29 protein-coding genes are annotated in these 26719 nt (G+C 61.9%); 13 read left to right on the forward strand and 16 right to left on the reverse strand.

Going from position 1 to position 26719, the window contains the following annotated elements; all coding sequences use genetic code 11:
- Positions 1 to 26 precede the first annotated feature (26 nt).
- Positions 27 to 380, reverse strand: a complete 354-nt coding sequence (locus K3728_17130; protein UWQ95378.1) for a hypothetical protein — start codon at positions 378 to 380, stop codon at positions 27 to 29.
- Positions 381 to 469: 89 nt separating this feature from the next.
- Complete coding sequence (locus K3728_17135; protein ID UWQ95379.1) at positions 470 to 2002, reverse strand: ankyrin repeat domain-containing protein; 1533 nt, start codon at positions 2000 to 2002, stop codon at positions 470 to 472.
- Between the two features lie 218 nt (positions 2003 to 2220).
- Between K3728_17135 and K3728_17140 the strand changes: the two genes are divergently transcribed.
- The 4 genes from K3728_17140 (at position 2221) to recR (ending at position 5440) form a co-directional block, all read left to right on the forward strand.
- Positions 2221 to 2598, forward strand: coding sequence for a DUF202 domain-containing protein (locus K3728_17140; protein UWQ95380.1), 378 nt, complete (start codon positions 2221 to 2223; stop codon positions 2596 to 2598).
- Positions 2599 to 2658: 60 nt separating this feature from the next.
- A complete protein-coding gene (locus tag K3728_17145) occupies positions 2659 to 4419 on the forward strand; it encodes a DNA polymerase III subunit gamma/tau (protein ID UWQ95381.1) in 1761 nt (586 codons plus the stop codon).
- A gap of 73 nt (positions 4420 to 4492) precedes the next feature.
- The gene (locus tag K3728_17150) at positions 4493 to 4837 is read left to right on the forward strand and encodes a YbaB/EbfC family nucleoid-associated protein (GenBank protein ID UWQ95382.1); all 345 of its coding nucleotides are present in this window, start codon (positions 4493 to 4495) and stop codon (positions 4835 to 4837) included.
- 3 nt (positions 4838 to 4840) lie between these two features.
- On the forward strand, positions 4841 to 5440 hold the full coding sequence (gene recR / locus K3728_17155) for a recombination mediator RecR (protein UWQ95383.1): 600 nt from the start codon (positions 4841 to 4843) through the stop codon (positions 5438 to 5440).
- A 331-nt stretch (positions 5441 to 5771) separates the two neighbouring features.
- Here recR and K3728_17160 read toward each other — a convergent pair whose 3' ends face one another.
- Positions 5772 to 6404, reverse strand: coding sequence for a ribonuclease T2 (locus tag K3728_17160; protein UWQ95384.1), 633 nt, complete (start codon positions 6402 to 6404; stop codon positions 5772 to 5774).
- A 136-nt stretch (positions 6405 to 6540) separates the two neighbouring features.
- Here K3728_17160 and K3728_17165 point away from each other — a divergent pair, with 136 nt between their 5' ends.
- The 3 genes from K3728_17165 to K3728_17175 all read left to right on the forward strand — a co-directional run bounded on the left by K3728_17165 (position 6541) and on the right by K3728_17175 (position 8290).
- Complete coding sequence (locus K3728_17165; protein ID UWQ95385.1) at positions 6541 to 7293, forward strand: DUF1013 domain-containing protein; 753 nt, start codon at positions 6541 to 6543, stop codon at positions 7291 to 7293.
- A 5-nt stretch (positions 7294 to 7298) separates the two neighbouring features.
- Complete coding sequence (locus K3728_17170; protein UWQ95386.1) at positions 7299 to 7655, forward strand: hypothetical protein; 357 nt, start codon at positions 7299 to 7301, stop codon at positions 7653 to 7655.
- 77 nt (positions 7656 to 7732) lie between these two features.
- Positions 7733 to 8290, forward strand: coding sequence for a DUF4453 domain-containing protein (locus tag K3728_17175; GenBank protein UWQ95387.1), 558 nt, complete (start codon positions 7733 to 7735; stop codon positions 8288 to 8290).
- A gap of 15 nt (positions 8291 to 8305) precedes the next feature.
- Here K3728_17175 and K3728_17180 read toward each other — a convergent pair whose 3' ends face one another.
- From K3728_17180 to clpS, 3 genes are read right to left on the reverse strand one after another with little or no spacing between them, the layout of a single operon-like run.
- The gene (locus K3728_17180) at positions 8306 to 9115 is read right to left on the reverse strand and encodes an SDR family oxidoreductase (protein UWQ95388.1); all 810 of its coding nucleotides are present in this window, start codon (positions 9113 to 9115) and stop codon (positions 8306 to 8308) included.
- Positions 9116 to 9148: 33 nt separating this feature from the next.
- Complete coding sequence (locus K3728_17185; GenBank protein ID UWQ95389.1) at positions 9149 to 10147, reverse strand: class I SAM-dependent methyltransferase; 999 nt, start codon at positions 10145 to 10147, stop codon at positions 9149 to 9151.
- A 15-nt stretch (positions 10148 to 10162) separates the two neighbouring features.
- A complete protein-coding gene (gene clpS / locus K3728_17190; GenBank protein ID UWQ95390.1) occupies positions 10163 to 10513 on the reverse strand; it encodes an ATP-dependent Clp protease adapter ClpS in 351 nt (116 codons plus the stop codon).
- Between the two features lie 78 nt (positions 10514 to 10591).
- Between clpS and K3728_17195 the strand changes: the two genes are divergently transcribed.
- Genes K3728_17195 through K3728_17205 form a run of 3 tightly spaced genes read left to right on the forward strand, consistent with a single transcriptional unit; the run spans position 10592 to position 13127 of the window.
- Positions 10592 to 11293 (forward strand): HAD family hydrolase, encoded by a 702-nt coding sequence (locus tag K3728_17195; protein UWQ95391.1) that lies wholly within the window; start codon positions 10592 to 10594, stop codon positions 11291 to 11293.
- An 8-nt stretch (positions 11294 to 11301) separates the two neighbouring features.
- A complete protein-coding gene (locus K3728_17200; protein UWQ95392.1) occupies positions 11302 to 12468 on the forward strand; it encodes an MFS transporter in 1167 nt (388 codons plus the stop codon).
- A gap of 47 nt (positions 12469 to 12515) precedes the next feature.
- Positions 12516 to 13127 (forward strand): CDP-alcohol phosphatidyltransferase family protein, encoded by a 612-nt coding sequence (locus K3728_17205; protein UWQ95393.1) that lies wholly within the window; start codon positions 12516 to 12518, stop codon positions 13125 to 13127.
- Positions 13128 to 13245: 118 nt separating this feature from the next.
- Here the strand turns inward: K3728_17205 and K3728_17210 are convergent, their stop codons facing one another.
- Together K3728_17210 and K3728_17215 are read right to left on the reverse strand one after the other, a co-directional pair.
- Entirely contained in the window at positions 13246 to 14229 is a 984-nt protein-coding gene (locus tag K3728_17210) for an NAD(P)H-quinone oxidoreductase (protein ID UWQ97605.1), read from the reverse strand.
- Positions 14230 to 14294: 65 nt separating this feature from the next.
- Positions 14295 to 14981, reverse strand: coding sequence for a COQ9 family protein (locus tag K3728_17215; GenBank protein ID UWQ95394.1), 687 nt, complete (start codon positions 14979 to 14981; stop codon positions 14295 to 14297).
- Positions 14982 to 15085: 104 nt separating this feature from the next.
- Here K3728_17215 and rpsU point away from each other — a divergent pair, with 104 nt between their 5' ends.
- Positions 15086 to 15292 (forward strand): 30S ribosomal protein S21, encoded by a 207-nt coding sequence (gene rpsU / locus K3728_17220; protein UWQ95395.1) that lies wholly within the window; start codon positions 15086 to 15088, stop codon positions 15290 to 15292.
- A gap of 108 nt (positions 15293 to 15400) precedes the next feature.
- Here the strand turns inward: rpsU and K3728_17225 are convergent, their stop codons facing one another.
- The 5 genes from K3728_17225 to K3728_17245 all read right to left on the reverse strand — a co-directional run bounded on the left by K3728_17225 (position 15401) and on the right by K3728_17245 (position 19206).
- Complete coding sequence (locus tag K3728_17225) at positions 15401 to 16018, reverse strand: hypothetical protein (GenBank protein UWQ95396.1); 618 nt, start codon at positions 16016 to 16018, stop codon at positions 15401 to 15403.
- Positions 16015 to 16158: an aa3-type cytochrome c oxidase subunit IV gene (locus K3728_17230; protein UWQ95397.1), complete on the reverse strand. Its 144-nt coding sequence runs from the start codon at positions 16156 to 16158 to the stop codon at positions 16015 to 16017. The genes K3728_17225 and K3728_17230 overlap by 4 nt, the downstream gene beginning before the upstream one ends.
- Before the next feature lie 108 nt (positions 16159 to 16266).
- The gene (locus K3728_17235; protein UWQ95398.1) at positions 16267 to 17310 is read right to left on the reverse strand and encodes an MBL fold metallo-hydrolase; all 1044 of its coding nucleotides are present in this window, start codon (positions 17308 to 17310) and stop codon (positions 16267 to 16269) included.
- Entirely contained in the window at positions 17303 to 17527 is a 225-nt protein-coding gene (locus K3728_17240) for a hypothetical protein (GenBank protein ID UWQ95399.1), read from the reverse strand. Before K3728_17240 ends, K3728_17235 begins: the two co-directional genes overlap by 8 nt.
- A 2-nt stretch (positions 17528 to 17529) precedes the next feature.
- Complete coding sequence (locus K3728_17245) at positions 17530 to 19206, reverse strand: acyl-CoA dehydrogenase (GenBank protein ID UWQ95400.1); 1677 nt, start codon at positions 19204 to 19206, stop codon at positions 17530 to 17532.
- Between the two features lie 127 nt (positions 19207 to 19333).
- Between K3728_17245 and K3728_17250 the strand changes: the two genes are divergently transcribed.
- A complete protein-coding gene (locus K3728_17250; protein ID UWQ95401.1) occupies positions 19334 to 20278 on the forward strand; it encodes a threonylcarbamoyl-AMP synthase in 945 nt (314 codons plus the stop codon).
- A gap of 9 nt (positions 20279 to 20287) precedes the next feature.
- Here K3728_17250 and K3728_17255 read toward each other — a convergent pair whose 3' ends face one another.
- Complete coding sequence (locus tag K3728_17255) at positions 20288 to 20866, reverse strand: YqgE/AlgH family protein (GenBank protein ID UWQ95402.1); 579 nt, start codon at positions 20864 to 20866, stop codon at positions 20288 to 20290.
- A gap of 106 nt (positions 20867 to 20972) precedes the next feature.
- On the opposite strand from K3728_17255, the gene K3728_17260 reads away from it, so the two are divergent.
- Positions 20973 to 21782, forward strand: a complete 810-nt coding sequence (locus K3728_17260; protein UWQ95403.1) for a hypothetical protein — start codon at positions 20973 to 20975, stop codon at positions 21780 to 21782.
- 63 nt (positions 21783 to 21845) lie between these two features.
- Here K3728_17260 and K3728_17265 read toward each other — a convergent pair whose 3' ends face one another.
- The gene (locus K3728_17265) at positions 21846 to 25241 is read right to left on the reverse strand and encodes an efflux RND transporter permease subunit (protein ID UWQ95404.1); all 3396 of its coding nucleotides are present in this window, start codon (positions 25239 to 25241) and stop codon (positions 21846 to 21848) included.
- A gap of 1 nt (position 25242) precedes the next feature.
- Complete coding sequence (locus tag K3728_17270) at positions 25243 to 26712, reverse strand: HlyD family efflux transporter periplasmic adaptor subunit (GenBank protein ID UWQ95405.1); 1470 nt, start codon at positions 26710 to 26712, stop codon at positions 25243 to 25245.
- Positions 26713 to 26719 lie beyond the last annotated feature (7 nt).

Consider the following 26719-nt stretch of genomic DNA (forward strand, 5'->3'; position numbering starts at 1 on the left):
TCAATTAGCGGGTGGGAGGGCCTTTTCTACAGGTCTTCCCACTTCGACAGGCCCGCCTGCGATCCGGCCCACCTGTAGTATCCGGCCATCAGCAAGCCAAAGATCACCCCCGCCATTAGCGCGGAGATCAGCGCGACGACGACGGGCAAATCTGCATGCTGCCATTGCACGAACCACATAATCGCGCCCCAGACCACGCCGAACATCGGCCCCAAGACCAGAACCGCCCGAAGGAAGCTCATGTAGTGGGGCGGGCGCGGCTTGAGGCCCAAGCGCCGCGCAATGCGGAACATCGGAGGCGCGTAGTTGAGGCTGGTGATGGAGGAGGCTTCAAGTTCTGCCATCGCGCGGGCGATGCGGTGCTCATAGGTTTCGTCCATCGGATGCCTCGCGCGTTTAGTTGCAGCACTGTTGATACCCTTGTGGCTGCGGGGGGCAAGTCCTTGTCCCGCAACCATCAGGCACCGCGTCATCTAGGGCCGGTCTCCACCACCTGCCCCGGCTTGGTATCGGCCCAATCGCGCAGGAAGGCCGCGATCTCTGGGTCACCCACTTGGTCAATGGCGGAACGGGGCAGCGCCACGCCTTCATCAAGCGCCAGTTGCAGGCAAGCAATGTAGTCGCTGCGGGTCTGGTCGCGGTTGTTCGCGGCCCCGTGCAGGATCGTTGAGAACAGGTTGCCGCCGTAGCTGTTCAAATGTCCAAGGTCCGGTTTAAGGCGCAACAGCGCCTGCATCACATCGGGCAAGCCAACCCACCCCGCCGCCTGCACCGGGGTCACGCCCGCACTATCGGGGCGGTCATATTCCACGCCCACTGCGGCGAGCCGTTGCAGATGCGGAAGCTTGCCGGGCAGATGCAGGATCTCGCGGATGATATTGCGGGCCGCTGGAGGCAAGTTCGACGGGTCGATGTAGCGCCCTTCCGGCACGTTCCCGTCGGCCACCTGTGCCAATAGCGCCTCTACCTCGGTCAGAGGGGTGGCGTGGCCCGCGTCCTCTAGCTGCTGCGCCAGCGCGTTGTTGCCGATAATGCGCGCATAGGCGTAGGGCGTCACACCTTCATAAACCCGCGTTGGATCAGCGCCTTTTTGTAACAACAACGCCACCATATCCGGCGGCGACATCCGGCGGGCAGCTTGGTGCAAGGCGGGGACGGTCCAGGGCACCTCTCCACCCACCTCGTCGGCATTGAAATCATCGGCCCGCGCGCCAGCGTCCATCAGCATCTGCACGGCCTCCACATCGTGGAAATCCATCGCCCGCAAGAGCGCGTTCGTGCCCTTCGGTTCTGCCCCATGGGCCAGCAAGAGGCGCAAGCCGCCGTGGTGACCCAATTCGGTGGCGTGATAGAGGGACTCGCCATCATTGGGGTCAGCGCCGTGATCCAGAAGCCATTCAGACAGGGCCATGTTATTGGCGTGACCAAGAGCGAAATAGAGGGTCGATAGGGCGTGAGCGCCCTGTTGTGGCGCTTCATAATTGGGGTCAGCGCCGTGGGACAGCAACAGCTCAGCGATGGCCAACATCTGCGACTCACGTTCGGGGAACAGATGGATGGCGCGGGATTGAGCAAGAACCGTCAGCGGAGGAAGCTGTGGCGATGGACGCACCGCCAACTGCGGATCTGCGGCAATCATTTTTGCCACGGCCGCCGCGTCGTAGAGCAGAACGCTCAAGGTGAAGTGGCCCTGCGGCAGAGAAGGATCAGCCGACAGCAATTGCTGCGTCACGTGATCTTGCCCGTTCTTCAAGGCTAGCACCAACCGCTGTTGCCGCTGCGCCCGGTCCATGCCTTGGGTTTCCACGGCGGCCTTCAGGTGGGGCCATGTGGCAAAACCCTGCTCGCGGGCAATCACATGGAGAAAATCGGCGTGCTTCAGCGGCTCTCCCTCTGGCCGAGGCCGATGAGAGACCACGCGTTGAACTGCGTCAGCCGCCTGTGCCCCAAAGGCCTTTTTCAGAGCCGTCGCATCACGGCGCAATTGGTCGAGTGTTTTCATGGTCGGTTCCCTCACTAAACGCCCAACGATCCGCTGAATGGGCAGAGAGACACCGAAAGCGTGTCTGTCATGGATGTCTTAAGGGGGCCGATGACGGCTTTCCGCGGATCTGGAGGCTGCCCCGAGCAGCAGTGCAATCCTAGACCGAATGCCGCCCGCGCCTCAAGCAATGTCGTTGACCGCTCGACATTGCAGCGGGCTGGCCTAAACTCTTGGCTATGACGGACGACAAAGAAGAAACCGCAAATGAATTGGCGATGGAGCGCACCGATTGGGCCGAAGATCGCACAATCATGGCAAACGAGCGTACCTTTGCCGGATGGATGCGCACGGGCATGGCCTCGGTCGCGCTTGCGCTTGGGATGAAGGCCGTGTTCGGGGATTTTGAGCCGGTCTGGGCCGCCAAAGCGACCGCGAGCGTTTTCATCGTCTTGGCCTGCTACATCTTCTTCACCGCGCGTCAGCAGTCTTGTGCCACCCAAGCGCGCATGAACGACCATGCCGCGACGCCAAAATCCAATGCTTCAATGACAATCACCGCCGCCATCTTGTCCATCGGCGCGATCTTGACCGGCGTCATCCTTTGGCTGCTCTAATCCGGTGGACGCCGCGCGGGCGGGGCCGTAGTTTACCGCCACACACAGGCGTGAGGCGATATGACCGAGACCCCCGATAAAGGCTACCAAGTCCTCGCGCGGAAATACCGCCCCGCGACCTTTGCCGATCTGATCGGGCAAGAGGCCATGGTCCGCACCTTGAAGAATGCGTTCGAGGCCGACCGCATCGCGCAAGCCTTCATGCTGACGGGTATTCGCGGGACTGGTAAGACTACCACGGCACGGATCATCGCCAAGGGCCTCAACTGTATTGGCGAAGACGGCGAAGGCGGCCCCACGACGGACCCTTGCGGCGTGTGCCAGAACTGCGTGGCGATCACCGAGGGCCGCCACGTGGACGTGATGGAGATGGACGCGGCGTCGAACACCGGCGTTCAAAACATCCGCGATGCGATCATCGAGACGGTCAGCTACCGCGCCGCACAAGCGCGTTACAAAATCTTCATCATCGACGAAGTCCACATGCTGTCCACCAGCGCGTTCAACGCGCTACTCAAGACATTGGAAGAGCCCCCCGCCCACGTCAAATTCCTGTTCGCCACGACCGAAATCCGCAAGGTTCCGGTGACGGTGCTGTCGCGCTGCCAACGCTTTGACCTGCGCCGGATCGAGCCCGAGGTGATGATCGCCCACCTGCAACGCATCGCGGGCCTTGAAAGCGCCGCGATTGCAGAAGATGCCGTTGCCCTGATTACCCGTGCCGCCGAAGGCTCGGTCCGGGACGCGATGAGCCTTCTTGACCAAGCCATTGCCCATGGCGCAGGCGAAACAACCGCCGACCAAGTGCGTGCGATGTTGGGCCTTGCCGACCGGGGCCGGGTGATGGACCTGTTTGAGGCGATCATGGCCGGCGACGCCGCCAAGGCGTTGGACGAATTGGGGGCGCAATATTCCGACGGTGCCGACCCGGTGGCCGTACTGCGCGATCTGGCCGAAATCACCCATTGGCTGTCGGTCATCTCGATCACACCCGATGCGGCCGAAGACCCCACGGTTTCCCCCGACGAACGTACGCGCGGGTTGGCCTTGGCCGAGAAGCTGCCAATGCGGGTGCTAACGCGGATGTGGCAAATGCTTCTGAAAGCGCTGGAAGAGGTCGCCATGGCCCCCAACGCCATGATGGCCGCCGAAATGGCGGTGATCCGCTTGACCCATGTGGCCGACCTGCCAACGCCGGGCGATCTGGTGAAGAAACTGGCGGAAACTCCCCGCCCCGCCGGCGGCCCGCCCTCGGGTGGTGTCGGCGGCGGCGTGTCCGGCCCCGGGCCACAGGCCCGGTCTACGGGGGCGGCCCCCGTTGGCGGAAGTGGTGGTGGTGCACAAGCGGCCCTTGCGCCGCAGTCCGGACCGGACCTTGCCGCCTACCCTACCTTTGACTCCATCGTGGCGCTGATCGAATCGGCACGCGATATCAAGCTGTTGATCGAAGTGAAGACGGCTCTGCGGCTGGTGTCATACTCACCCGGCCGTCTTGAGGTCGAAGTGACTGACACTGCGCCACGCGATCTGATCCCGCGCTTGGGGCGGATGCTTCAAACGGCCACGGGCGCGCGTTGGGGCATCACGGTGGCCTCCTCGGGCGGCGGCGCGACGATTCAGGAACAGGAACAGGCGGCCCAGAAAGAGGTAGAGGCCGAGGTCACTAAGCATCCGCTGATGCAAGCGGTTCTGTCCCGGTTCCCACAAGCGCGGATCTCGGAAATCCGTAGCCATGCGGATTTGGCACAAGAGGCCGCGGCGACGGCGCTGGAAGAGATACCGGAAGAGGCCGATGATTGGGACCCCTTCGAAGACGAGTGAAACACGATGCACCTTGTGACCTATGCCCGTGCGGCATACGTGTGAGCAAACGAGATCAATTGGAGAAGATGAGATGTTGAAGGGTTTGGGCGGCATTGGCGATATGGCCAAGATGATGAAGCAAGCGCAGGAAATGCAGGGCAAGATGGCGGAGGTCCAAGAGGGTCTTTCCTCGATTACCGTGCAGGGCGAAAGCGGCGCGGGCTTGGTCAAGGCGACGGCAACAGCAAAAGGGGAACTGACGGCGCTGGACATTGATCCGTCGATCTTTGACCCGAACGAGAAAGAGGTCGTCGAGGACCTGATCCTCGCCGCGATCAAAGATGCGCAGTCCAAGGCGCAGGACAAACACAACGAAGAAATCCAGAAGATGACCGAAGATCTCGGCCTTCCTGCTGGCATGAAACTTCCGTTCTAACGCGTGGCAGAGACGCCCCCAGATATTGAAGAACTGATCGGGATCATGGCCCGTCTTCCGGGACTTGGCCCCCGGTCGGCGCGGCGAGCGGTTCTTACGTTGATCAAAAAGCGTGGCGCGCTGATGCGCCCTCTGGCAGAGACGATGGCACGGGTGGCCGAGAGCGCGCGGGAATGCGTGAACTGCGGCAATATCGGAACCGGCGATCTGTGCGACATTTGCTCGGACGTCGGCCGCGCGACTGGAGAGTTGTGCGTGGTAGAGGATGTGGCAGACCTCTGGGCGATGGAGCGAGGGCAAGCATTTAAGGGGCGCTACCATGTGCTCGGCGGTACGCTCTCGGCGCTGGACGATGTGGGCCCCGAAGACCTCGGCATCCCGAAACTGCGTGCCCGCATGACCGATGAGGGGATTACCGAAGTGATCTTGGCCCTCAACGCGACCGTAGACGGGCAAACAACGGCGCACTACATCGCCGACGAACTGGCCTCCGTTGGCGTCAGCCTCTCGTCCCTCGCACAAGGCGTTCCAATCGGCGGGGAATTGGATTACCTCGACGATGGCACTATATCTGCCGCCTTCCGAGCCCGAAAAAGCTTGTGACGATGGGAAGCGGCCCTTGGCCAAAGGTGATTACCACCATCAAACACGGCGCATGGTTGGCCTGTTGCGCAGTGAGTTGTAAAGCCAAGGTGAATTAGGGAGCCCGTGCGACGGCTGGTGAAAGGCTCATTCGGCGACCGGGGCCTAAATCTGGCCTGCTTCTCCGCCGAATGAGAACTTAAGCGTCCGTGCGGCTAAAACTTTAACCACACGTCGCATTCTGACTGTCGCTAAATACCCTTAACCAAGCGTTAAGCCCCCCCAAATATCCGTCGGGGGGAGCGCCCCCTAGGGCGCTGGGGGGCAGACAGCCCCCCATCCGATTTGTGGCCTAACGCATCGGTGAAAATAGTGCGTCTGGTGAGCGGCAATCGCGAATGACATCGGCACCGCAAACACGTGGCTCAAGCTCTCGGGTGAGGCACACGCGCACTTCTTGAATCCGGTTAGCGCGGCAGGTGACGGTTAACATGTCCGGGCCCAGTTGCGGGTTCACCTCTAGGAAAGCTTCTTCGATCACAGCCGCAGGCACGCGCACCTCCGTATCCAGGCGCCTTAGAATGTCGGGGCGTTGCACGGATTCGTAGGCGAGCCGAGAGAGCGCGTAGTAATCCCGCGCTTCCAATCCTGTGCACACGCCATGTTTGCGCCATTGGTGCCAGGCAAGGCCCGATGTGCCCATGATATCCGCCATCTCGCCGGTCATCCCACGCGACGGGGCGCGCATCACCGTGGGGCAATAGGCGGGCCAGCCTTCCTCATACTGCGGCCACAGCCCGTGAAGCGTGAAGCCGAAGCCTTGGCCATCGTCGCATTGGGGCGAAGAGCGGTCGTCGCCTTCCAGAAGGCACCATGTGGGTGTCCAGCTGAGGCTCATGACGTAGTAGTCAAATTCGCCGGCGGGTTCCCCGTCTGCGTGGGCCGTGCCTGCGGCAAACAATAGCGCGAGTATCAGTCGTTTCATTTGGGTCTTCCCTCAGTGCCTCATTGCGCCTATATACCTCGTGATTTTCCTGAAATCGAGGAACCGTAAGGCCCCGCCTTGCAGCCGCTTCCACCGGCCTTGTTCCCTGTGTTCAGACGTACCCGGAGGGATTGAGATGAGCAAACCGATCATGACGAAAGCCACTGCTGTTTGGCTGGTCGACAACACCACGCTGAGCTTTAAGCAAATCGGCGATTTTTGCGGCCTGCACGAGCTGGAAGTTCAAGGCATTGCCGATGGCGACGTGGCCGCGGGCGTCAAAGGGTTTGACCCGATCGTCAACAACCAGCTGACCCAGGAAGAGATCGACAAAGCCACCGCCGATCCCCACCACAAGTTGCAACTGAAGTTTTACTCTGCCGCTGTGGGCGAGGAAAAGCGCCGGGGTCCGCGGTATACGCCGCTGTCCAAGCGCCAGGACCGTCCGGCCTCGATCCTGTGGCTGGTGAAGTTCCACCCCGAATTGACCGACGGTCAGGTTTCCAAACTGGTGGGCACCACGAAGCCGACCATTCAGGCGATCCGCGAGCGGACTCACTGGAACATCAACAACATCCAACCCATCGACCCCGTCGCTCTGGGCCTGTGCAAACAGTCCGAGTTGGACGCCGCCGTGCAAAAAGCCAACGCCAAGAAGCTGGCCGAGGGTGCGGCAATGACCGATGATGAACGTCGCAAACTGGTTTCCACGGAAACCTCGCTTGGGATGGATCTTGATAGCGCTGTTCCTGCATCCATTGCCGGGTTGGAGACCTTCACCCTCTCCACACCTGATGAGGATGACCAGCCAGAGCATACGCCGGATGCCGACACGTTCTTCAACCTGCCCGCCAGCAGTGAAGACGATGAGGATGAAGACGAAGGCTAAGCCCGATGATGGAACCTCGTCTGCCCGGAATTTGGTACGCCAGTGACCGACAGACGGGGTTCTTTCTTGTTCCCGATGGCGCAGACCGCAAGGCGATGTTTCGCCGGTTGTTTACCGCCACGGAAAGCCGCCGCGCCAAAGACGGGGGCGTCGTGGAAAACGGCTGCTACCTGACAACACCAGACGGCGATCTGTTTCAGGCCATCACTTGGCACGGCAAGCGCCTTGGGGCGTGGCGCCGGGATTTTGCCGAAAGCACCGAAGCGCAAGGCATTGTAACTGCGCGATTTCATGGGCGACGTTTGATGACTTCCGATGGACGGCGCTATTGGTTCCGCGATTTGGTGGTAGAGCGATGGTAAGGCCCGTCGGGGCTGGTCCCGGATTGTCGATCTGTTACGTTTCCCCCATGATCCGCCTCCTATCTTGCCTATGCCTGATGCTTGCCCCCGCCCCTGTTGCCGCGCAAAACAACCCGCTTTGCCAAGAGCTTTGGCTTAGTCGGAACACTGTCATGGATCGTGCGGGGCAGTGCTTTAGCTCTGTCCTTGGGCAGGCCGTCTTTGACAATTCCGATTGCGTGGCTACCGAGATTCGCCTGAACCCGCTGGACGCAGAAATAGTGCGATTTGCGCAAGAAGCAGAGGCCCGGGCCAGTTGCGCCGTTGATACAGAGGCGAACCGCCTGTCCCTTGACGCCCTCCCCTTCCACGCCCGCCTGATGGCGCTGTTTACCGTGCCCGTCAGGGCCGATAGCGAGCATGGGTGCAGCGACTACCTCGGGGCGCCCATCCCACTTTACGCCGGGATTTCCACCAACATGACCGTCCTGGGCCGGGTGGAAGCGGGTCAGACCTTCACACTTTCCCATATGCCGTTGCGCGGCGGGTGGGAGTATCTGGAGGTTTTCGACACGCAAGGCACGCCCGTGGCCCACGGATGGGCGCAGGGCCTGCCAGACGACATGGCCACGATTTGCGCGTTGATTGCGGGGTAGCGGGCCAACAACGGCCTAGTGGGCCGCCGTTGTCACCGAATCAAGCAAAGTGCGCCCGCCATCGACTGTGATGGTCTCTCCGGTCACGAAACCCGCCCCGTCCGAGGCCAGGAACTGCACCGCCGCTGTGACTTCTCGGGCCGAGGCGATGCGCCCCAAGGGCGTGCATTCGCGGATCTCTTTGCGCAAGCCATCGGTTTCGTTCAACGAATCCTTCAGGCTCGCGGACATGACAGAGCCGAATGCAACGCCGTTCACGCGAATACGATGGGGCGCGAAGGCAACCGCCAGGTTGCGCGTGGCTTGATCCAGCGCCGCCGTGGCGATGGAATAGCCCAACAGATCGGGGTGGGTACGCCGTGCCGCGATGGACGAAATGTTCACAATCGAACCAATCGGCCCGTCTTCGTGGCCATCCGCCTCGGCCTGCGCGATCATCCGTTTTGCGACCGCCTGCGACAGGCGCAGGGAAGGGTATAGGTTCTGTTCCAGCATCGCCTCGACGGAAGTATCCGTCGGGTCCAGCGGGTCCGTTGTCATCACCTGCCGCGAAGCGTTCACCAAGATATCGATCCGGTCGTAAGCGTCGATCGTGGCCGAGATAAGGTTTTCGACCGTGAGCCGTTCGCGTAAGTCGCCGGAAAAGTAGCGGATGTTTTCATCGCTGCCTTCAGTTTCGCCGCATTCGTCTTTCAGTCTGGTCTTGTCGCGGTCCGCAAACATGACATTCGCGCCCCGGTCAATAAAATGGCGGGCAATCGCAAGCCCAACGCCGTTTGCGGCGCCGGTCACAATGGCGGTCTTACCTTGGATGGAAAGGCTCATCTGGATGATCCCTAGATGTGTGAAAGATGCGTTCTAGCGCTTTGGTTTTCCCAGAGGCTTCACCGCCTCGTAGATTTTGTAGCCCTCTAGCTCTCCCAGCATCGAGCCGGACCCGAAGCAGGATTTAAGGGTCTCTTCATAAGGCAGATGCCGGTTGGCTACCATGAAAAAGCGGCCCCTTGCCGTCAGGTTGCGGGCGGCTGCTTGGATGAAGGCGCGGCCAATTTCCGGATCTGCGCGCCGGCCCGTGTGGAAGGGCGGGTTGCAGATAATCGCGTCATAGGGGGCTTCCGGCGTGAAGCGTGTGACATCGGCCCAATGGAAATCGGCGCGAGGGTCTTCAACGTTGACCTGTGCCGCCTCCAGCATGGCGTGGTCGGCCTCGATCAGATCAAGGGTTTCAATCCCCTCCTGCTCGGCCAGAACCTCGGCGGCCAAATAGCCCCACCCGGCCCCGAAATCCGCGACTCGGCCCTTAAGTTCTGGCAGTAGCGCCACAAGGATTTCAGACCCACGATCAGGCCCATCCACGCTGAAGCCGCCGGGAACGGTCATATAGCCGTGCTCGCCCACTTCCGGCGTTACGATCCAATCGAGCACCTCTGCCGGGATCGCATCGGGGCGACGCAGCCATGCCAATTTGCCGTGTGCCTTGGAGTAGACGTGATCGACCGCAAACACCCGCTTGAGCTGTTTTACAATCGCCTCGATCCCCTCTTCCTTCTGGCCATCGACCATCAATAGCCCGCCCGGCGGGATTTGGCCCAACGCCTCGGCAATTGCCGAAAGCGTTCCGGCACGGGATTTGGTGATCTGCACAAGGGCACTGGTGAACGTGCCCTCGGCCTCTACCATCACGTTTTGGCCACGGGCCTCCAGCCGGTCGTAATCCGGCGCGAAGCCTTGCACGCAGGTCACATCAACCAGTGCAGAAAAGTCACTGTCGGCGCGTGCTTGCAGCACCAGAACAGCACCGGAAGGCGCCTCTAAGTCGCCGCTATCAAGGGCGAGGGTCCATCTATCGGGGGTCATAAGATCAGAGGAGGATTACTCCTCCTTCTCCATCGTGCATTGCAGGGGGTGTTGGTTGCGGCGGGCGAAGTCCATCACCTGCGCCACCTTGGTTTCAGCAATCTCGTGCGAGAAGACGCCCACAACCGCAAGTCCCTTTTTGTGAACCACAAGCATAATTTCCACCGCGGCGGAATGGGTGATGCCAAAGAACCGCTCTAACACATGCACGACGAACTCCATCGGCGTGTAGTCATCGTTAAGCAGCATCACCTTATACATCGGCGGCCGTTGGGTCTTTGTTTTGGTCTTCGTCGCAAGCGAGACGTCGCCGTCTCCGGTATCGACGTCGTCGGGCTCATCTGCCATCATTTGAAGTGTCGTCATGAAGTCTGATCCCGGTTCCAAGTCCCGTGGTTAGTCCGCAGTATATAAGACTGCAATCGATTCCGAAAAGAGGTTGATATGGGCGAAGGGTTAAGCGTGATCGGTTTTGATGCCGATGATACGCTTTGGCAGAACGAAAGTTTCTTTCGTTTGACCGAAGACAGGTTCGCCGAATTACTGGCCGATTACGCCGAAGATACCCACCTGCGCGAACGCTTGTTGGAGTTTGAGGTTCAGAATATCGGGCATTATGGCTTTGGAATTAAAGGCTTCATGCTTTCGATGATCGAAACCGCGGTTGCGGTGACTGACGGGCGCGTTGAAGGCCGTGTCATCAGTCAGATACTTGAGATGGGCCAGGAAATGCTGCGCCACCCAATCCACTTGCTGCCCTATGTGGAAGAAACTCTGGGTCGGTTAACGGACCGATATCCATTGGTTTTGATCACGAAGGGCGACCTTTTGCATCAGGAGCAGAAGCTGGCCGCCAGCGGCTTGGGCGATTTGTTCGCCGCCGTCGAGATCGTGTCCGAGAAGCACCCTGCCACCTATGATCACGCTTTTTCGATCCACGGCAAGGGGCCAAAGCACGCGATGATGGTGGGTAATTCGTTGAAATCCGATATCCGCCCCGCACTCGATGTAGGGGCTCATGCGGTCTACGTGCCCCATGGGGTCACTTGGGCGCTGGAACATGCTGAAACACCTGAAGGGCATCCGAAATTCCACGAGCTCCCCGACCTAAGCGGGCTGACCGCGCTGATTGATGGGCTTGAGTGAGGTCACCGATGCCCCCCGCCCCAAACCACCGGGTTCTGGCCGCAGTTCTTGGATCGGTTCAAATCCTCACATGGGGTAGCTCTTTCTACCTTCTGGCGATCCTTGCCCCGCCCATCACCCAAGACACGGGGTGGAGCGCCTATGCCGTGACCGGCGGCATCTCTCTTGCGCTTCTGGCCTCGGCTTTGGCGGCTGGTCCGGTGGGCCGCGCGATCAACCGGCACGGGGGGCGGTCCGTCATGTCCGCCGGGGTGATACTGTTGAGCATAGGGCTCTTCCTGCTCGCGCTTGCCCCAAACCTACCGGTCTACCTATTTGCGTGGGTCGTGATCGGCGCTGCCATGGCCGCCACTTTGTACGAAGCCGCCTTCTCCACCCTGTCGCAGATTTTCGGGGGAGAGGCGCGGCGGGCTATTACCGCGCTGACCCTTGTGGGCGGGTTCAGCGCCACGCTCTGCTGGCCGCTTTCCGCCCTGCTGGTCGAGGCTTGGGGCTGGCGCGGCACCTGCGCAACCTACGCCGTTTTGCACCTTGCCGTGACCCTGCCGCTCTGCCGCTTCGGCTTGCCTCGGGCCACGTCACCGCCCGCAACAGCCGAGGACGACGCCCCTTCCGTTGCCCCAATCCCTTGGCGTGATCCGCGCCTTTGCGCCATTGCCTTGGCGGGCGTGTGCCTTGTGTTCATCTTCTCGACCGTGGCCCTCCACCTGCCCCGGCTTCTGGTGGCCAGTGGCTATGACCTCGCCCAAGCGGCAGCTTTGGGGGCGGTGATCGGGCCTTCCCAGGTGGGCGCCCGCTTGGTCGAGATGTTGGGTGGCGGGCGTCATTCGCCGCTGACAACTATGGTCGTCTCCACCTTTTGCGTCGCGGGCGGCCTTGGCGCCCTGTCGTTCCACGCGCCCGCTGCCCTGTGTCTCATAATCTACGGCATGGGCTTGGGTCTTTGGACGATTGCGCGGGGCACCGTGCCTTTGGCGTTGTTCGGCCCGGCGGCCTATCCTGCCACGATGGCCCGCTTGGCCCTGCCCATCCTTAGCGTCTCGGCTCTGGCGCCGCTGGTGGGGCTTGGGATGCTGCCCGCCCTTGGCCCAATCGGCACGTTGCAGGCCCTCTCTGCAATCGGCTGCCTGCCCTGCCTTCTCGCGGTTTTATTATGGCAGCGACGCCCCCGCTAACAAACCTGTGCATTGACCGGAATGCCTCTCCAAGCCATGACGCCCCCATGATCGATGCCCGCCTCTTGCCCTTGCAGCGTATGCTGATGCAGCCCCCCGCCCGGTGGCTGGTGGCCCGTGGCGTACGCGCCGATCAGATCACGCTGATTGGATGTGGCATCGGCCTGCTGGCCGCACTTGCTGCCGCCTTCGAGATCTACCCCCTGGCTCTTTTGGGCCTGGCCCTAAACCGCTTGGCCGATGGTCTGGACGGCGCCGTTGCCCGCCTGACCACACCCACCGATCGCGGAGCGTTTCTGGATATCGCCCTGGATTTCGTCTTCTACGCCGCCTTCCCCATCGGCTTCATCTTCGCAAATCCCGCGATCAATGGCCTACCCGGTGCGGTCCTGATCGCCTGCTTTGTCCTCACGGGCACCTCGTTCCTCGCCTATTCGATCATCGCGGAACGGCGCGGCCTGCAAGCAACCGACTACCCCTCCAAGGGCATCTACTACCTGGGCGGCTTGGCCGAGGGGGCAGAAACCATCGCCATCTTTGCCGCCTTCTGCCTATTTCCCTCCGCTTTCGTCTGGATCGCATGGGGCTTCTCTGCGGTTTGCATCGTCACTGCCGCCACCCGTTACATGGCCGGTTGGCATGTCTTCGACGCGCCCTGAGCGCAGGCCGCACCGCCCCATTCACCTTGGCCGTACAACTCCCCCCGGAGGGATCCCGCACTCTGCCAAAGCCACCTAACCCAACCTTTGGCAGACCACCGTCCGCCCCAAGGGCCGTTCAAGCGACCTTCAACACAATCTTTCCAATGTGAGCGCTGGATTCCATCCGCCTATGGGCCTCATCCGCCTTCTCGAACGCAAAGGCCTGATCCATCACCGGAGCGACCCTTCCCGCCACCAACAAAGGCCATACCTTGTCGCGCAACTCAGCGGCAATTTTCGCCTTCGCCCCGTCTGACTGTGGCCGCAGGGTCGAGCCCGAAATCGTCAGCCGTCGCACCATCAATTGCGCGAAATTCAGCTCCACCTTCGGCCCCTGCAAGAACGCAATCTGCTGCAAATGCCCGTCATCGGCCAAAGCCTTGACGTTGCGCGGCAGGTATTCCCCGCCCACCATATCCAGGATCACATCCGCCCCGCCCACGTCCTTCATGGCCGCCACGAAATCCGCGTCGCGATAGTTAATCGCCTGTTCGGCTCCCAGAGCCTCGCAAGCCGCGCATTTCTCGGCAGAGCCCGCCGTGGTGAACACTCTCGCCCCAAAAACACGCGCCAACTGGATCGCTGTCGTGCCGATCCCGCTCGATCCGCCATGAACGAGAAACCTCTGCCCGGCCCTCAGACCCGCGCGCATAAATACGTTGCTCCAAACCGTGAAAAACGTCTCCGGCAAAGCCGCGGCTTGGGCCATCGACAGGCCCTCGGGCACCGGCAGTGCGTGGTCTTGGTGGGTCACGACCTGCTCGGCATAGCCGCCGCCCGGCAATAACGCACAGACCGCATCACCCACAGCCCACCGCGTCACGCCGGGACCAACGGCGGCCACCCGGCCCGAACATTCCAAGCCCGGCAAATCAGACGCCCCCGGCGGCGGTGCATAGCTGCCCGCCCGTTGCAACGCATCGGGGCGGTTCACCCCCGCATGGTCCACCGCAATCAAGATCTGTTCCGCCCCCGGCGACGGAATCGGACGCTCACACAGGCGCAGCACGTGCGGCCCGCCGGGTTTCGCAATCTCAACAGCCCGCATCATGTCTGCCATTTCCATCCCTCGTTTTGCATCGTTCATATTGCGCCGAAGGCGCCCCCGCCGCCCAAAGGGCGGGTCTACGCCGGAGGCGTCCAGCGGCCCGGCAAATCATCTTGCTCCGCCCCGCGCGGCGCGCGCACAGCGGCCGCGAAGCGGTCGAGCCCGGCGGCAAACGGCTTCATCAGGGCCGATCCGCGCACCTTCGCTTTGATCTCTTCAATCTTCATCACATCGCCAATGCGTCGATCCAGAAATTCCCAGCTGGCCCCGTGGCCCTCGGATTGATCTCCCAGCCAAAACAGGACCGTGGCCGAATATACTCCCGCCAGCGTTGCGCGCTTGGTGTACCAGTTCAAATCCCGGCTGCTGTCCCCCAATCCGGTCCAGATCACATCAGCGGTTTCCCACATCAGCTTGGCCCCGTCGGCAGCATGGATCGGCAAGGCAAACAACGTCGCCCCCCGGCGCACGGTCTCTTTATCTGCTGCGACCAGTTCCAACCGCCGCTTCACCGCAAATGTGACCCTGTCGCGAAACCGCATGGCGCCCAGATCGGCACCCGCCAAGGCCTCAGCCAAGGCCCGGTCCGCGCGGCGATGGAACGCCATCGCCAGGTCAACGGCCCCGCGCGGGAAAAGCGCCCGCGCGTCGGCAATGGATACACCCGCATCATGGGCAGAGGCTTCAAAAGTCACCTGCGACCAGCCGTCGAAAGGCACGTGCAGGCGGGCGGCGTCGAGGATGGCATCACTCATATCGGTCATTCGCGGTCTCCTTATCCCTTGGCTAGACAAGATAGAGGGCAATTGCTATAGCGCCACTTCCTGCAGATCCTTGCAATTCTAACCTAGAAAGGTGGTGACACCACATGCAGGTCAGTGTTCGCGACAACAATGTCGATCAAGCGCTCCGTGCTCTGAAGAAAAAACTTCAGCGCGAAGGCGTCTTTCGTGAAATGAAGCTCAAGCAGCATTACGAAAAACCCTCGGAGAAACGCGCACGCGAGAAGGCGGAAGCAATCCGTCGTGCCCGCAAACTGGCGCGCAAAAAGCTCCAGCGCGAAGGGATGCTCTAAGTAGCCCCGCGTCGGTCGCACATGCGAATCGTTAAGAATTGAAAAACCCCCGCAGGCCACGCCTGACGGGGGTTTTTCTTTGTTCGTCCTACGAAAAGACGCAGAAGGCTAGTTCGCCAGTTGCGCCGCCAGAACCGCATCGCTGGCGTCATCCTCATCGCCGGTCGTGCCGACGATCGTTGCGTCTTGCACACCGGGAATCTGCGCGAATTGTTCCATCGTATTCATCGGGAAAAACGTCTGCCGGATCGAGGTGAACCCCGGCGTGTTTCCCAAAATCTCGGAGATGGACCGAGAGCAATAGGCGGGCGCCACAGCACCATAGCTTTGCACGGCGTGGCTCAATTGCTGCGCCACCTCGGCGGAAACCTCAACGGTCTGTGTCCGCACTTCGAACACGCCGTTGGACTGAAACGCCATGTACATATCCAGATAGGCGGGCGACATGCCAAACAGCACGTCATTTCGCTCTGGCACGCCGGGGTTGTGCCAGCTTCCAGCGGGGTCAAACAACAACCGTTGCGCACCATCAATCAGTAACCCGGAATGGGCGCCGGAATTGCTGTGCGTATTGATCGAGGTGATCAGGGTCACCGTCGCAGGGCCCGGCGCGACATAGGTTGCGCGGGCGACTTCTTCGTCCGGTGCCCATACGGATTCCCCGACACAGCCTCCCAGCGTCAGCGCCAGAAGGCCCGCAAAGGCAATCCGCATCGCCCCGATCATGTTGCGAAGATCGCCAGGAAAATCACCACAACGATGCAGAAAATTCCTACGTTCGTGGACATTCTCATGAAGCCATCAAACGCTTTTTCCTGTGCGCTGATGTCCATTTCGCCGTGCTTGTAGTCGTCTTGATCGGCCATGTTGGGTTCCTTGGATCGGAGATTTCTAAATTCTGTTGCGCCCGAAATACCGCAGAACGCGCGGCGTGTCAGCCCCGGTCAAGCGTGTCTCAATGCCGCGATGTCGCGCTAGGCCAGCGCGTAGACCCATGCCCCATCATCGCGCCGCGCCCGGGTTATTTGCCCTAGCTGATGCAGGTGGTTCAGATGCGCCACCGCTTCGACCAGCGCCAATCCGTAGGTGCCGCCATCAATCTTGCGCTTGAACAGCGCCGGAAAACACTCTGCCGCGCTACAGGGGCCTTTTTCGATATGATCGCGCAGACGCGCCAAGGCCCTGTGGTGATTGTCGATCAACTGCCGCATTCGTGCGGGCAAGCCGGTGAAGGGCAACTTGTGTCCGGGCAGCACCAATTGGCTTTCACGGGCGTGGGGTTGCAACGCCTCGCAAGCAGCCATCCAATCGCCCAAGGGGTCGGCCTCGGGCTCGGTCGCGTAAACGCCGATATTGGGGGAAATTGTGGCCAGCAATTGGTCGCCGCCGATAACGATTTCCTCGTCGCGGCTCCAGAATGTCGCGTGATCGGGCGCGTGGCCGTGGCCGAAGCGAATGTCCCAGGTGCGCCCGCCCATCTCGATTGTGCCCCCCTCGTGCAGACGCTCGAACCCCAAGGGCATGGGGTGGACCATGTCGGCAAAGTTGAACGGCCGCTCTGCGCGACGTTCTGCCAGCACTTCGGCGGACATGCCCGCGTTGATCCAGAATTGCACCTGCTCGTCGGTGGCCTGCGTCTGCTCATCAAGCGTCAACATGCGCGAGAACAACCACGCGGTGCGCGTCATATGCAGCTCCGCGCCCCGGTTCTGGAACCACCCGGCAAGGCCCACATGATCGGGGTGGTGGTGGGTGACGATCAGCCGGGTCACCGGAACACCGCCCAAGGGGCCCGCAAATATCGTTTCCCACAGTGCCTTGGTGCGCTTGGAGTTCACACCGGTATCAATAACCGTCCAACCATCGGCATCGCGAAGGGCGTAGGCGTTCACATGGTCCAGAACCATCGGCAGGGGAATGCGCAGCCAAAGGATGCCGTCGGCAACCTCAATGGCCTCGCCCTCGGATGGGGCATCGGGGAAAGGGGTGCGAATTGGGTTCAAACTACCATCAGGCATTGCGTGCGTGTCCTTTGGAAAGCCGTTCGTTGCCGCGCTTGTAATTACCCGTCAGTCGCGCCGCTTCGAGTTGTGCCGCACCCTCGTCGCCAGCGGCAGTAAGGTCAAGGAAGGCCTGCGCTTTTCGCCCCCGCAAGGTGGTGGCCAACTTGCCGTGATGGAAGAGCTTCACGTCGCCAGCTTTGCCTGCCAACCACGTGAAGCCCTGTGCGGCCATATCTAGGCAGCCAGCTCATCAGCGCTCAGGTCATAGAGCCCATCGGCCCCACATTGCGCCTGCGCCAACAGGCCGTGCGCGTCGGGCAGAAGGCGCGAAAGGTGGAACTTTGCAAGGCTTTGGCGGGTCTTGTCGCCCGTCGCGGCTGCTTTGGCGTGGTAATGTGCGCCCAACACACGGGCAAATGCCATCAGGTAAGGCACAGCCCCCCCGAAACGGTCATTCATGTCGAGGCCGAGAAGATGCGTCGTCGTCTTGCGAAGCTCTTGCGCCATCGCGGTCACGGCGGGATCGCCTGCGGCCTCGATCTCATCAAGCAAGGCAAAGGCCGCCGCGCCGCCATCCATCAGCTTGCGGCCCACAAGGTCCATGGCCTGGATGCCGTTGGTGCCTTCGTAAATCGCGGTGACACGCACGTCGCGGGCAAATTGGGCTGCGCCGGTTTCCTCGATCACGCCCATGCCGCCGTGAACCTGAATGCCCATGTTAGCCAGTTTGATCCCCATCTCGGTGCCGTAGGTCTTGGTGATCGGGGTCAGGAACGCCGCGCGGGCAGCGGCGGCGGTGTCGCCGGTTTTGGCAAGGTCCAACGCCACGGCCAGATCCAGCGCCATGGCGCGAGCGGCAAAAACTTCGGCCTTCATCTCGATCAGCATCCGGCGCACGTCGGCGTGGTCAAGGATCGTGCCTGTGCCGCCTTCCACCGGGCTGCGGCCCTGCTTGCGTTCTTGGGCGAAGGCCAGCGCGTGTTGATAGGCGGCCTCGGCAATCGACAGGCCCTGCACACCCACCCCAAGGCGGGCGTTGTTCATCATCGTGAACATGGCGGCCATACCTTTGTTTTCCTCGCCGATCAGCCAGCCCCGCGCGCCATCATACTGCATGACGCAGGTGGGGGAGCCGTGAAGACCCAACTTATGTTCCAGGCTCACTACGCTCAGGGTGTTGGCGACACCGGGGTTGCCGTTTTCGTCGGGGATTTTCTTCGGCACAAGGAACAGGCTGATGCCCTTGGTGCCTTTGGGCGCGCCGGGAAGGCGGGCAAGGACCAGATGGACGATGTTTTCGGCCATGTCGTGGTCGCCCCAGGAAATGTAGATTTTCTGGCCCGACACCGCATAGGTGCCGTCGCCATTGGGTTCCGCCTTGGACGACAATGCGCCCACGTCCGATCCGGCCTGAGGTTCCGTCAGGTTCATCGTGCCGCACCATTCGCCAGTGGTCAGCTTGGGCAGGTAGAGGTCCTTGATCTCGTCCGAGGCGTGATGCTCCAACGCCTCAATCTGGCCCTGGGTCATCAGGGGGTTCAACTCAAGCGACAGGCAGGCGCTACCGATCATTTCATTCACGGCGGTGGTCACCGTCAGGGGCAGGCCCATGCCGCCATGATCCTGTCCGGCCGATATCGCCAGAAAACCCGCGTCAGCAATCGCCTTGTAGCCGTCGGCGAAACCGGGAGAGGTGCGCACGACGCCGTTCTCCAACCGAGCGGGCGTCAGGTCGCCGCCGCGATTGAGGGGGGCGATGACCTCTTCGCAGATGCGGCCCGCTTCCGTCAGGATTGCCTGAACCACGTCGCTTGTGGCGTCCTCAAACGTGGGGTCGGCTTGCAGGCGGTCAAACCCGACAATGTGATCGAGGCAGAAGCTGATGTCAGAAACGGGGGCGCGATAGGTCATGTCTGGGATCTCCCGGGGGGCGGGGCCATTTGCGCGCGGATGCGTTTCGCGCTAGGGCCGTTATCGTGTTGAGGCAAACAATGGAGCCTCGGCAATTGGTTCAGCAACTTCAACGTTACGTCACGAGATGTCCCGCCCTAAACCCGAAATGTTGCACGAAAATGTCGCGGGCATCGCGCGCGCCGCAGAGGTGTTGCGTGACGGCGGGCTATTGGCCCTGCCGACCGAGACGGTCTATGGCCTTGCCGCCGACGCCCGCAACAACCGGGCGGTGGCGCGGATATTCGAGGCCAAGGGCCGCCCCACGTTCAACCCCCTGATAGTGCATGTCTCATCTCTGGAGGCGGCGATGGAACTGGGCGGTTTCTCCGACACGGCGCTGACCTTGGCGGAGGCGTTCTGGCCCGGCCCGATGACACTTGTGGTGCCCTCCAAGGGGCACGTGGCCGATCTTGTTTCGGGCGGGTTGGAGACATTGGCGATCCGCGTGCCCGCCCATCCGTTGGCCCGCGCCGTACTGGCAGAATTTGGCGGCCCGATTGCGGCGCCCTCGGCCAATCCGTCAGGGCAGATCAGCCCGACATTGGCAGAGCATGTTGTGGCAGGTTTGGGCGACAGGGTAGAGGCGGTGCTGGATGGCGGGGCCTGCGGCGTAGGGTTGGAATCGACGATTCTAGCCCCCGGCCCGGACGGTGTGCGGCTGCTGCGAGAGGGCGGCATTTCGCGAGAGGCAGTGGAGGAAGTGGTTGGCCCGGTCACAGCGGATCTGACGCCGGGACGCGTGGAGGCACCGGGGCAGATGGAGCGCCATTATGCGCCGCGCACTAAGGTTGTGTTGGGGGGCGCTGCCGCGCCGGATGAGGTGACGATCGGGTTTGGGGCGATGCCGGGGGATTTCACGCTCTCCAAGCGCGGCGACCTCGTTGAGGCCGCCTCGCGGCTGTTCGCTACGCTCCACGCCGCGGACACGCGTGCAGTGGCCAAGGGCGCATACGTGATCCGGGTGTCCGACGTGCCAGAGGTCGGATTGGGACGGGCGATTAATGATCGTTTGCGGCGGGCGGCGACGTAGGGGAAAGGCTTAGGCGTGCCCTGCCTCGGACGAGAGCATCAGGGGATTGATGCCAAGGCTTTGCACGGCAGCGTCCCACTTTTTGCCCATCGCCAAATCAAAAACCAGTTCGGGCGTCGCATCGGCGGTAAGCCAATCGTTGCGTGAAATCTCGGCCTCTAGCTGGCCTTCGCCCCAACCGGCGTAACCGAGCACCAGAAGCGACCGCATGGGCCCACACCCGCCGGCGATGTCTTCGAGGATATCGAGGGTGCCTGTCATGGCGAAGCGATGATCGACCCGCAGCGCCTCTTCCCCACGAGGGGCGTAGTCGGGGGAGTGCAACACAAAGCCACGCCGCATCTCAACCGGGCCACCAAAGCAGACGGGCACAGTCGGGGCCGCGCCGCGCTTGGGGATATCGAGTTGTTCCATCAGTTCTTTGAAAGTGACCTCCTCCATCGGCTTGTTGATCATCAGGCCCATGGCTTGATCGGGGGAGTGGATACACAGGAAAATCACCGCGCCGGCAAAGCGCGGATCTTGCATTCCGGGCATTGCGATGAGCAGTTTGCCTGTGAGATCGTGTGAGAGGTCGGGCATGGTCATATCCTCAGCATGGGCCTGTTGCCGGCTTCAATCAATCGCCTTTCGCGGTTGCGCGTCGCGTGAACGTGACTTTTCATTTCAACGGCGAGTTCCTAGGTCAGATTGCATGACACATATGATCCGTTTCCTTTGCGCCGCAGCCCTTGGGGTGTTGGCAGCTTTCCCCGCTTCGGCGCAGTACTTTTCCGCCGATGACGTGGTGGAGGTGAGCCTGATGCCCGGTTACCGACTGGAGGGCGACCGCCACATGGCCGCGATCCGCATCCGCTTGGCGCCGGGGTGGAAGACCTATTGGCGCGCGCCGGGTGACGGCGGAGTGCCGACCGTGTTGCGCCTGACGCAGGCTGACGGAGTGGCTGGCATGGCGATGCATTGGCCCCGGCCGAGGGTGTTCTACTCGAACGGATTGCGATCCATCGGCTATGAAGGTGACGTGATTTTGCCGGTTGAATTTTCGCTGACCACAGAAGGTGTGGCGCAGGTCGCCGGACGGTTGGATTTGGGTGTGTGCCAGGACGTTTGCATGCCGATCTCGGTCGATCTGGCGGGGCTCTTGCCGGTCGAAACATCAAGGGATGGCGCGATTGCGGCGGCGTTGTCTGACCGGCCGTTCACGGCGCGTGAGGCGGGCGCGGGTGCTGTAACTTGTGCCATAGAGCCGATCGCCGATGGCCTGAGGGTCACCGTTCGAGCACAGGTGCCAGATACCGGAAATGATGAGGCGCTGGTGGTAGAGCACCGAGATCCGATGATCTGGGTGTCGGAGGCGTCGGTGCAGCGGCAGGGCGGTTGGCTGACTGGAGCGGCGGACGTTGTACCAGCCGATCACGGGCCCTTTGCGATGAACCGGGGTGACTTGCGGATCACGGTTATTGGCAGCCGGATGGCGATTGAGTTGGATCGTTGCACTGGGTGAGAGGGAAGAATTGAGGGGCCAGCCCCTCAAACTCCCTGCGATATTTTTGAAAAGATGAAGGGGCTAGGCCGATGCGGCGCGTTTGCGCGGCTTGCGCAGGGTGGTGGCGATCAGGCTAAGGATGAGCCCGATGGCACAGAGCACGGCGGTTGTGAGGATGAAGACGCCGAAGGCCATGGGGGCTGAGGAGGCATAGGGAGCAAGCGGACGCCACATGGCGCCTTGGGCGATAAACGCCCCCAGGGTGACCGAGAAGATCGCCGCGGTTGCCAGCGTGAGGGCACAGAACGCAAAGGTTGTGGCGGGGCTATGGGCACGCGCGTGCAGCGCCCGGCGGAAGCCACGCATCTGCTGGCCGACGTCTTGCCCGATGGCCAGAAGCGCTGGCACCACCAGAAGCACGATCACCATGCCGAAGCCCAAGCCGTAGACCAAGGTAATCACCGTAGGTTTGAGGAATTGCGCGTCTTGGGAGGTTTCCCAAAGCAGCGGCATCAGGCCCAGAACGGTCGTCAGCGTCGTCAGAAGGACCGGGCGCAGGCGGTCGCAGGCGCCATCCACGATGGCCGGAAACAGGCCGCGTTTCTCGGCGTATTCATCGACGGTGGTGACCAAGACGATGGAATCATTGATGATGATCCCCGTCATCCCGATCAGGCCCACGACTGTGAACATGCTCAGCGGCACATCCCAAGCCACATGCCCGAAGATCGTTCCCACCAGCCCGAAGGGAATAATCGACATCACCACCAAGGGCCGCGCCCAAGAGGCGAAGATCCAGGCCAGCACCAGATAGATACCGATGAGGCACAGGATGAAACCTGTCATGGCATCGGTGAGGAAGGCGTCTTCATCCTCGGCCAAGCCGGAAAGGCGGGTGGCGACGCCGAAGGATTCCTCGATCTGGGGGATGATGACCTCACGCAGTTCGGCCATCACGGCCTCGGCGCGGGCGGGGTCATCCTCGGACAGGTCGCCCATAACCGAGATCAACCGCACGCCGTTTTCACGCTGGATCGTGGAAAACCCCTGACGGGTGGCCACGGTGACAATATCGGCAAGCGGCACATACTGGCCGCTGTCCGAGCGCAGCAGCGTCCGGTCGAGGAAATCTGCGGTCAGCTCGCCGTCGGGCAGTTCAACGCGGATCGACGCGGTGCGGGGGCCATCGGGGTAAGTCGCGGCCTCGACCCCACCCAGTCGGTTGCGAAGGGTGCGGCCGAGGTTTGCGATCTGGAAACCCAGCGCTTCGCCCTGTGGGGTGAGTTCCAGCAGCAGTTCTTCGCGATCGTATGCCATCGAATCCTCTAGCCCCGAGACCTCGGCAAACACCGCCAAGGCGCTTTGCAGGGCTTGGGACGCGGATTTCAGCACATCGGTGGAAGCCCCGAAGATCTGCACGTCGATTGCATCGCCGCCGGGTCCGCCACGGCCACCGCGAAACGCCAGAGTTTCAGTCAAGGGCAATTGGCGCACCTCGTCCTGCATCGCACTGGCGAAAGCGAAGCTGGAATAGGGGCGCAGGTCGGCTGAAATCAGCTCGATCGACAGAGCACCCAGAAGGTCGGTACTTTTGTTTTCGGTCCCGCCCAATTGACGGCCCGAATTGCCGCCGATTTCTGCCAGAACATAGGCCAGTGGGTTCACCCCATGCTCGGCCTCAAACGCGGCACCGACGGCTTCGGCGGCGCGTTGCATTTCTAGCATCTGCTGAAGGCTGTCTTCGCGGCTTGCACCATCAACCATGGCGAAATTCGCCGTGACACTGCCAGTTTCCGGCGCGCTGAAGAAGCGGAAGATCACATCGCCCCGGATGAATTGCGCCGTTTGGGTGGACAAAAGCACAATCACCCCGGCGATAACCGGATACCTCGCCCAGACCACGAAACGCATCAGGGGGCGGAACAACACTCGCTTCATCCAGTCGAAACCCCCATTCACCACACGCGACGGCAGATCGTACCAGTGGGATTGCGCGGAATGAGCCAAGGCATGGGACATGTGATTTGGCAGGATCAGAAAACATTCCACTAGGCTCGCCAAGAGCACCACGATCACGGTGAAGGGAATGTCCGAGATCAGATCGCCAAACCGGCCCCCAACGGCCACGAGGCCGGTGAAGGCAAGGACAGTGGTTAGCGTGGCCGAGAACACCGGTGCGGCCATGCGGCGGGCGGCGTTTTCGGCGGCAACGACCGGAGGTTCCCCCAAGTGGCGAGCACGGTAATCGGCATGTTCACCCACAACGATGGCGTCATCCACCACGATGCCGAGGGTGATAATCAGCGCGAAAAGCGAGATCATGTTGATGGTGATGCCCGCGATGAACATAAGCGCAATGGCGGCTGTCATGGCAACGGGGATGCCCATCGCCACCCAAAACGCGGTGCGCGCGTTCAGGAACAGAAACAGCAGCGCGATCACGAGGCCGAGCCCCATGAGCGCGTTATCAAGAAGGATGTTCAGGCGGCCAGAGATTGCCTCGGCCCGTGTGTTGATCAGGTCAATCTGCGTGCCGGTGGGCAAGGTTGCCTCTAGCGCGGCAGCAACGCGTTCCACATCGGCTTGGATGGCCAAAGCGTCGCCCGCCTCGGATCGGTTGACGCGGATCACGATGGCCGGGTCTTCGCCCACGAAATAGGCGCGGTCCCTGTCGATGCCGTTGACTTCGATCACGGCAACGTCTGCGATGGTCAGCACGGAGCCATCATCATTGGTACGCAGGGTCAACGCGGCGATCTGCTCGGCGCTGCGCGCTTCGCTGCCGGTGCGAACCCGTGCGTTAGCAGCGTCCACGTCGCCTGCGGGTGCGGTGTCGGCGGCGTCGGCAATGACGCTGGCAATCTCGGCCATCGACACATCGTAGCGGATCAGGTTGGCCGAGGGCACAATCACCAACGTCTCTGGGGCGGCGACGCCACGGATCGTCGTGTTGGTCACTCCCGCCTCGAACAGGCGGGTGACAAATTCATCGGCGAAGCGCCCCAACTGCTCGGTGGCCACGGGGCCGGTGATGACAACGTCGGTGACCCGGTCAAACCAATTCCCTCGCCTGATCGAGCCTTCGTCGGCATCGTCGGGAAGATCCGTGACCGCATCGAGGGCTTGTTGAACCTCATCAGCGGCACGGGACATGTCCCAGCCCGGGTCGAACTCCAAGGTGATCGTTGCGCGCCCTTCGCGGGACGAGGCGGACGTTCCCGCGACGCCCGGCACCAGAAGCAAGGCCGGTTCCAGCACCGCGACGATGGCGGTATCGACATCTTCGGCCCCTGCCCCGTCCCATGTCGTGACAATCGTGATGTCGTCCGAAACCACATCGGGGAAGAACTGCGCCCGCATCTGAGGCAGAGCCGCAAGGCCTGCCACGACCATCATCACCAAGACAAGATTTGCCGCCGTTCGATGCCGGGTAAAGTAGCTTAGGATGCCGCCAGCCGAAGGGGGAAGATTGCGCATATCAGCTGCCCATCCGCGCTTCGAGGCGGTTGACCATGCGGGTTGGCACCTCTTCCTCGGCCAGTTGGCGCAGCATCCTTTCGCGGACATCGGCGGGGATAAAGCCGTTGCTTTCCACAAAGGCAATCAGGCGGGCGCGGCGGTCTGGATCGAGGGCGATGGTATCAGGCACCTCGGGGGCGTCAGCGGCGTCGGGGCGGATCGGGTTCACGCGGATGCCCGCCCCCAGAACCGGTGTACGCGCCAGCACCACATCGCGGCCTTGCAACGGGCCTGCACCCTGTTCACCGCGAATAAGGACCGTGTCGCCTTGGCGGCTCATCAAAGTGACATCGACCGCCTCTAGCACATTGTCTTCGCCCAAAAGCAGGATTTGCCCGTCGGACCCAAGGGCAGCCGCGGGCAGGCGTGCCACGCGGGGCAAGGTCGGCTCGTCCACCTCTACCCGTACGAAATCCCCCACGCGCAGGCCCCTTGGCATCTCAAGGCGGGCGAACAGCAGACGACCTGATTGTCCTTCCTCTACCGCGCCGCTTTCACGGGTCAGAGTGGCACTGGCCTGCACATCCAGACCAAAGACATCCAAAATCACGCGCACCGGGCGTTGGGTCAACGCGCCTTCCTCATTCAGAAGGCGGATATATTGCGCGGTCGAGATCCTGAAAGCGACCTCAAGCGCATCGGCGTCGATCAGCGCGGCAAGGCGTTCGTTGCGGTTCACCAAGCGGCCTGAGGCGGCGTCCACTTCGGTCAACACGCCGCTAAACTCTGCCCGCAGCTCCGTTTGCGCCAAGCGCCGCTCGGCCTCGGCCAAGGCGATCCGACGGCGGTCCAGCGCCGTATCGGCGTTATCGACCCGCGCCTCTGCCACCGCTAAGGCGCGGCGTTGCGACAGGATTTGCTGACGCGCCGTGGCATCGGCCAGTTCCGCCGTTTCCACCGCGGCGGCAGAGCCTACGCCACGCTCCAGCAAATCGCTGGCCCGGATCAAGGCGCGGCTGCGAATTTCAGCCTGCATCCGCGCGGCGGCGACCTCTTCCTCGGCCAGTTCCAAGGCGCGGGTCGCTTCTGCCAGTTCATTCTCGGCATCACGCAGATCGGTGGCCGCTGTGTCACGGGCGGATTGCGCTTCCGCCGGATCAATCCGCAGCAAAAGCTGCCCTGCGGTGACAGCGCCGCCTTCTTCAAACCCATCGGCCAGCTCGATCACCGTGCCTTCAGCGGGCGCGCGAAGTTCCAACGTGCGTCGCGATCTGATTTCGCCAAAGGCTGTCAGGATCGGGGTTTCCTCCCCAAACACCAAGGGGGCCACCTCTGCCGCAAAGACCCGTTCACGCGACGGAGGGGGGCGCCCCTCATCCGCCCAGCGGGTCTGCAATGCGCCGTAGGTAATGCTGCCGGCCAATGCGAAAAGGCCCACCGTGCAGGCCGTCAGGAAAAGACCGATCAAAGCACGAGTGAGAAACCGCATTTACTAT

It is taken from the genome of Rhodobacteraceae bacterium M385 (assembly GCA_025141835.1).
In the GTDB taxonomy this organism is placed as follows: Bacteria; Pseudomonadota; Alphaproteobacteria; order Rhodobacterales; family Rhodobacteraceae; genus Gymnodinialimonas.

Excerpts from the sequence above, each read along its gene's own strand:
- K3728_17150 (UWQ95382.1), top strand. The coding sequence starts at position 4,493 with ATGTTGAAGGGTTTGGGCGGCATTGGCGATATGGCCAAGATGATGAAG.
- K3728_17205 (UWQ95393.1), top strand. The coding sequence starts at position 12,516 with ATGATCGATGCCCGCCTCTTGCCCTTGCAGCGTATGCTGATGCAGCCC.
- K3728_17175 (UWQ95387.1), top strand. The coding sequence starts at position 7,733 with ATGCTTGCCCCCGCCCCTGTTGCCGCGCAAAACAACCCGCTTTGCCAA.
- clpS (UWQ95390.1), bottom strand. The coding sequence starts at position 10,513 with ATGACGACACTTCAAATGATGGCAGATGAGCCCGACGACGTCGATACC.
- K3728_17225 (UWQ95396.1), bottom strand. The coding sequence starts at position 16,018 with ATGATCGGGGCGATGCGGATTGCCTTTGCGGGCCTTCTGGCGCTGACG.
- K3728_17170 (UWQ95386.1), top strand. The coding sequence starts at position 7,299 with ATGATGGAACCTCGTCTGCCCGGAATTTGGTACGCCAGTGACCGACAG.
- K3728_17235 (UWQ95398.1), bottom strand. The coding sequence starts at position 17,310 with ATGCCTGATGGTAGTTTGAACCCAATTCGCACCCCTTTCCCCGATGCC.
- K3728_17180 (UWQ95388.1), bottom strand. The coding sequence starts at position 9,115 with ATGAGCCTTTCCATCCAAGGTAAGACCGCCATTGTGACCGGCGCCGCA.
- K3728_17200 (UWQ95392.1), top strand. The coding sequence starts at position 11,302 with ATGCCCCCCGCCCCAAACCACCGGGTTCTGGCCGCAGTTCTTGGATCG.
- K3728_17160 (UWQ95384.1), bottom strand. The coding sequence starts at position 6,404 with ATGAAACGACTGATACTCGCGCTATTGTTTGCCGCAGGCACGGCCCAC.
- K3728_17130 (UWQ95378.1), bottom strand. The coding sequence starts at position 380 with ATGGACGAAACCTATGAGCACCGCATCGCCCGCGCGATGGCAGAACTT.
- K3728_17245 (UWQ95400.1), bottom strand. The coding sequence starts at position 19,206 with ATGACCTATCGCGCCCCCGTTTCTGACATCAGCTTCTGCCTCGATCAC.
- K3728_17145 (UWQ95381.1), top strand. The coding sequence starts at position 2,659 with ATGACCGAGACCCCCGATAAAGGCTACCAAGTCCTCGCGCGGAAATAC.
- K3728_17215 (UWQ95394.1), bottom strand. The coding sequence starts at position 14,981 with ATGACCGATATGAGTGATGCCATCCTCGACGCCGCCCGCCTGCACGTG.
- K3728_17140 (UWQ95380.1), top strand. The coding sequence starts at position 2,221 with ATGACGGACGACAAAGAAGAAACCGCAAATGAATTGGCGATGGAGCGC.
- K3728_17270 (UWQ95405.1), bottom strand. The coding sequence starts at position 26,712 with ATGCGGTTTCTCACTCGTGCTTTGATCGGTCTTTTCCTGACGGCCTGC.
- K3728_17185 (UWQ95389.1), bottom strand. The coding sequence starts at position 10,147 with ATGACCCCCGATAGATGGACCCTCGCCCTTGATAGCGGCGACTTAGAG.
- K3728_17135 (UWQ95379.1), bottom strand. The coding sequence starts at position 2,002 with ATGAAAACACTCGACCAATTGCGCCGTGATGCGACGGCTCTGAAAAAG.
- rpsU (UWQ95395.1), top strand. The coding sequence starts at position 15,086 with ATGCAGGTCAGTGTTCGCGACAACAATGTCGATCAAGCGCTCCGTGCT.
- K3728_17255 (UWQ95402.1), bottom strand. The coding sequence starts at position 20,866 with ATGACCATGCCCGACCTCTCACACGATCTCACAGGCAAACTGCTCATC.
- K3728_17230 (UWQ95397.1), bottom strand. The coding sequence starts at position 16,158 with ATGGCCGATCAAGACGACTACAAGCACGGCGAAATGGACATCAGCGCA.
- K3728_17240 (UWQ95399.1), bottom strand. The coding sequence starts at position 17,527 with ATGGCCGCACAGGGCTTCACGTGGTTGGCAGGCAAAGCTGGCGACGTG.
- K3728_17250 (UWQ95401.1), top strand. The coding sequence starts at position 19,334 with ATGTCCCGCCCTAAACCCGAAATGTTGCACGAAAATGTCGCGGGCATC.
- K3728_17265 (UWQ95404.1), bottom strand. The coding sequence starts at position 25,241 with ATGCGCAATCTTCCCCCTTCGGCTGGCGGCATCCTAAGCTACTTTACC.
- K3728_17195 (UWQ95391.1), top strand. The coding sequence starts at position 10,592 with ATGGGCGAAGGGTTAAGCGTGATCGGTTTTGATGCCGATGATACGCTT.
- K3728_17210 (UWQ97605.1), bottom strand. The coding sequence starts at position 14,229 with ATGGCAGACATGATGCGGGCTGTTGAGATTGCGAAACCCGGCGGGCCG.
- K3728_17260 (UWQ95403.1), top strand. The coding sequence starts at position 20,973 with ATGACACATATGATCCGTTTCCTTTGCGCCGCAGCCCTTGGGGTGTTG.
- K3728_17165 (UWQ95385.1), top strand. The coding sequence starts at position 6,541 with ATGAGCAAACCGATCATGACGAAAGCCACTGCTGTTTGGCTGGTCGAC.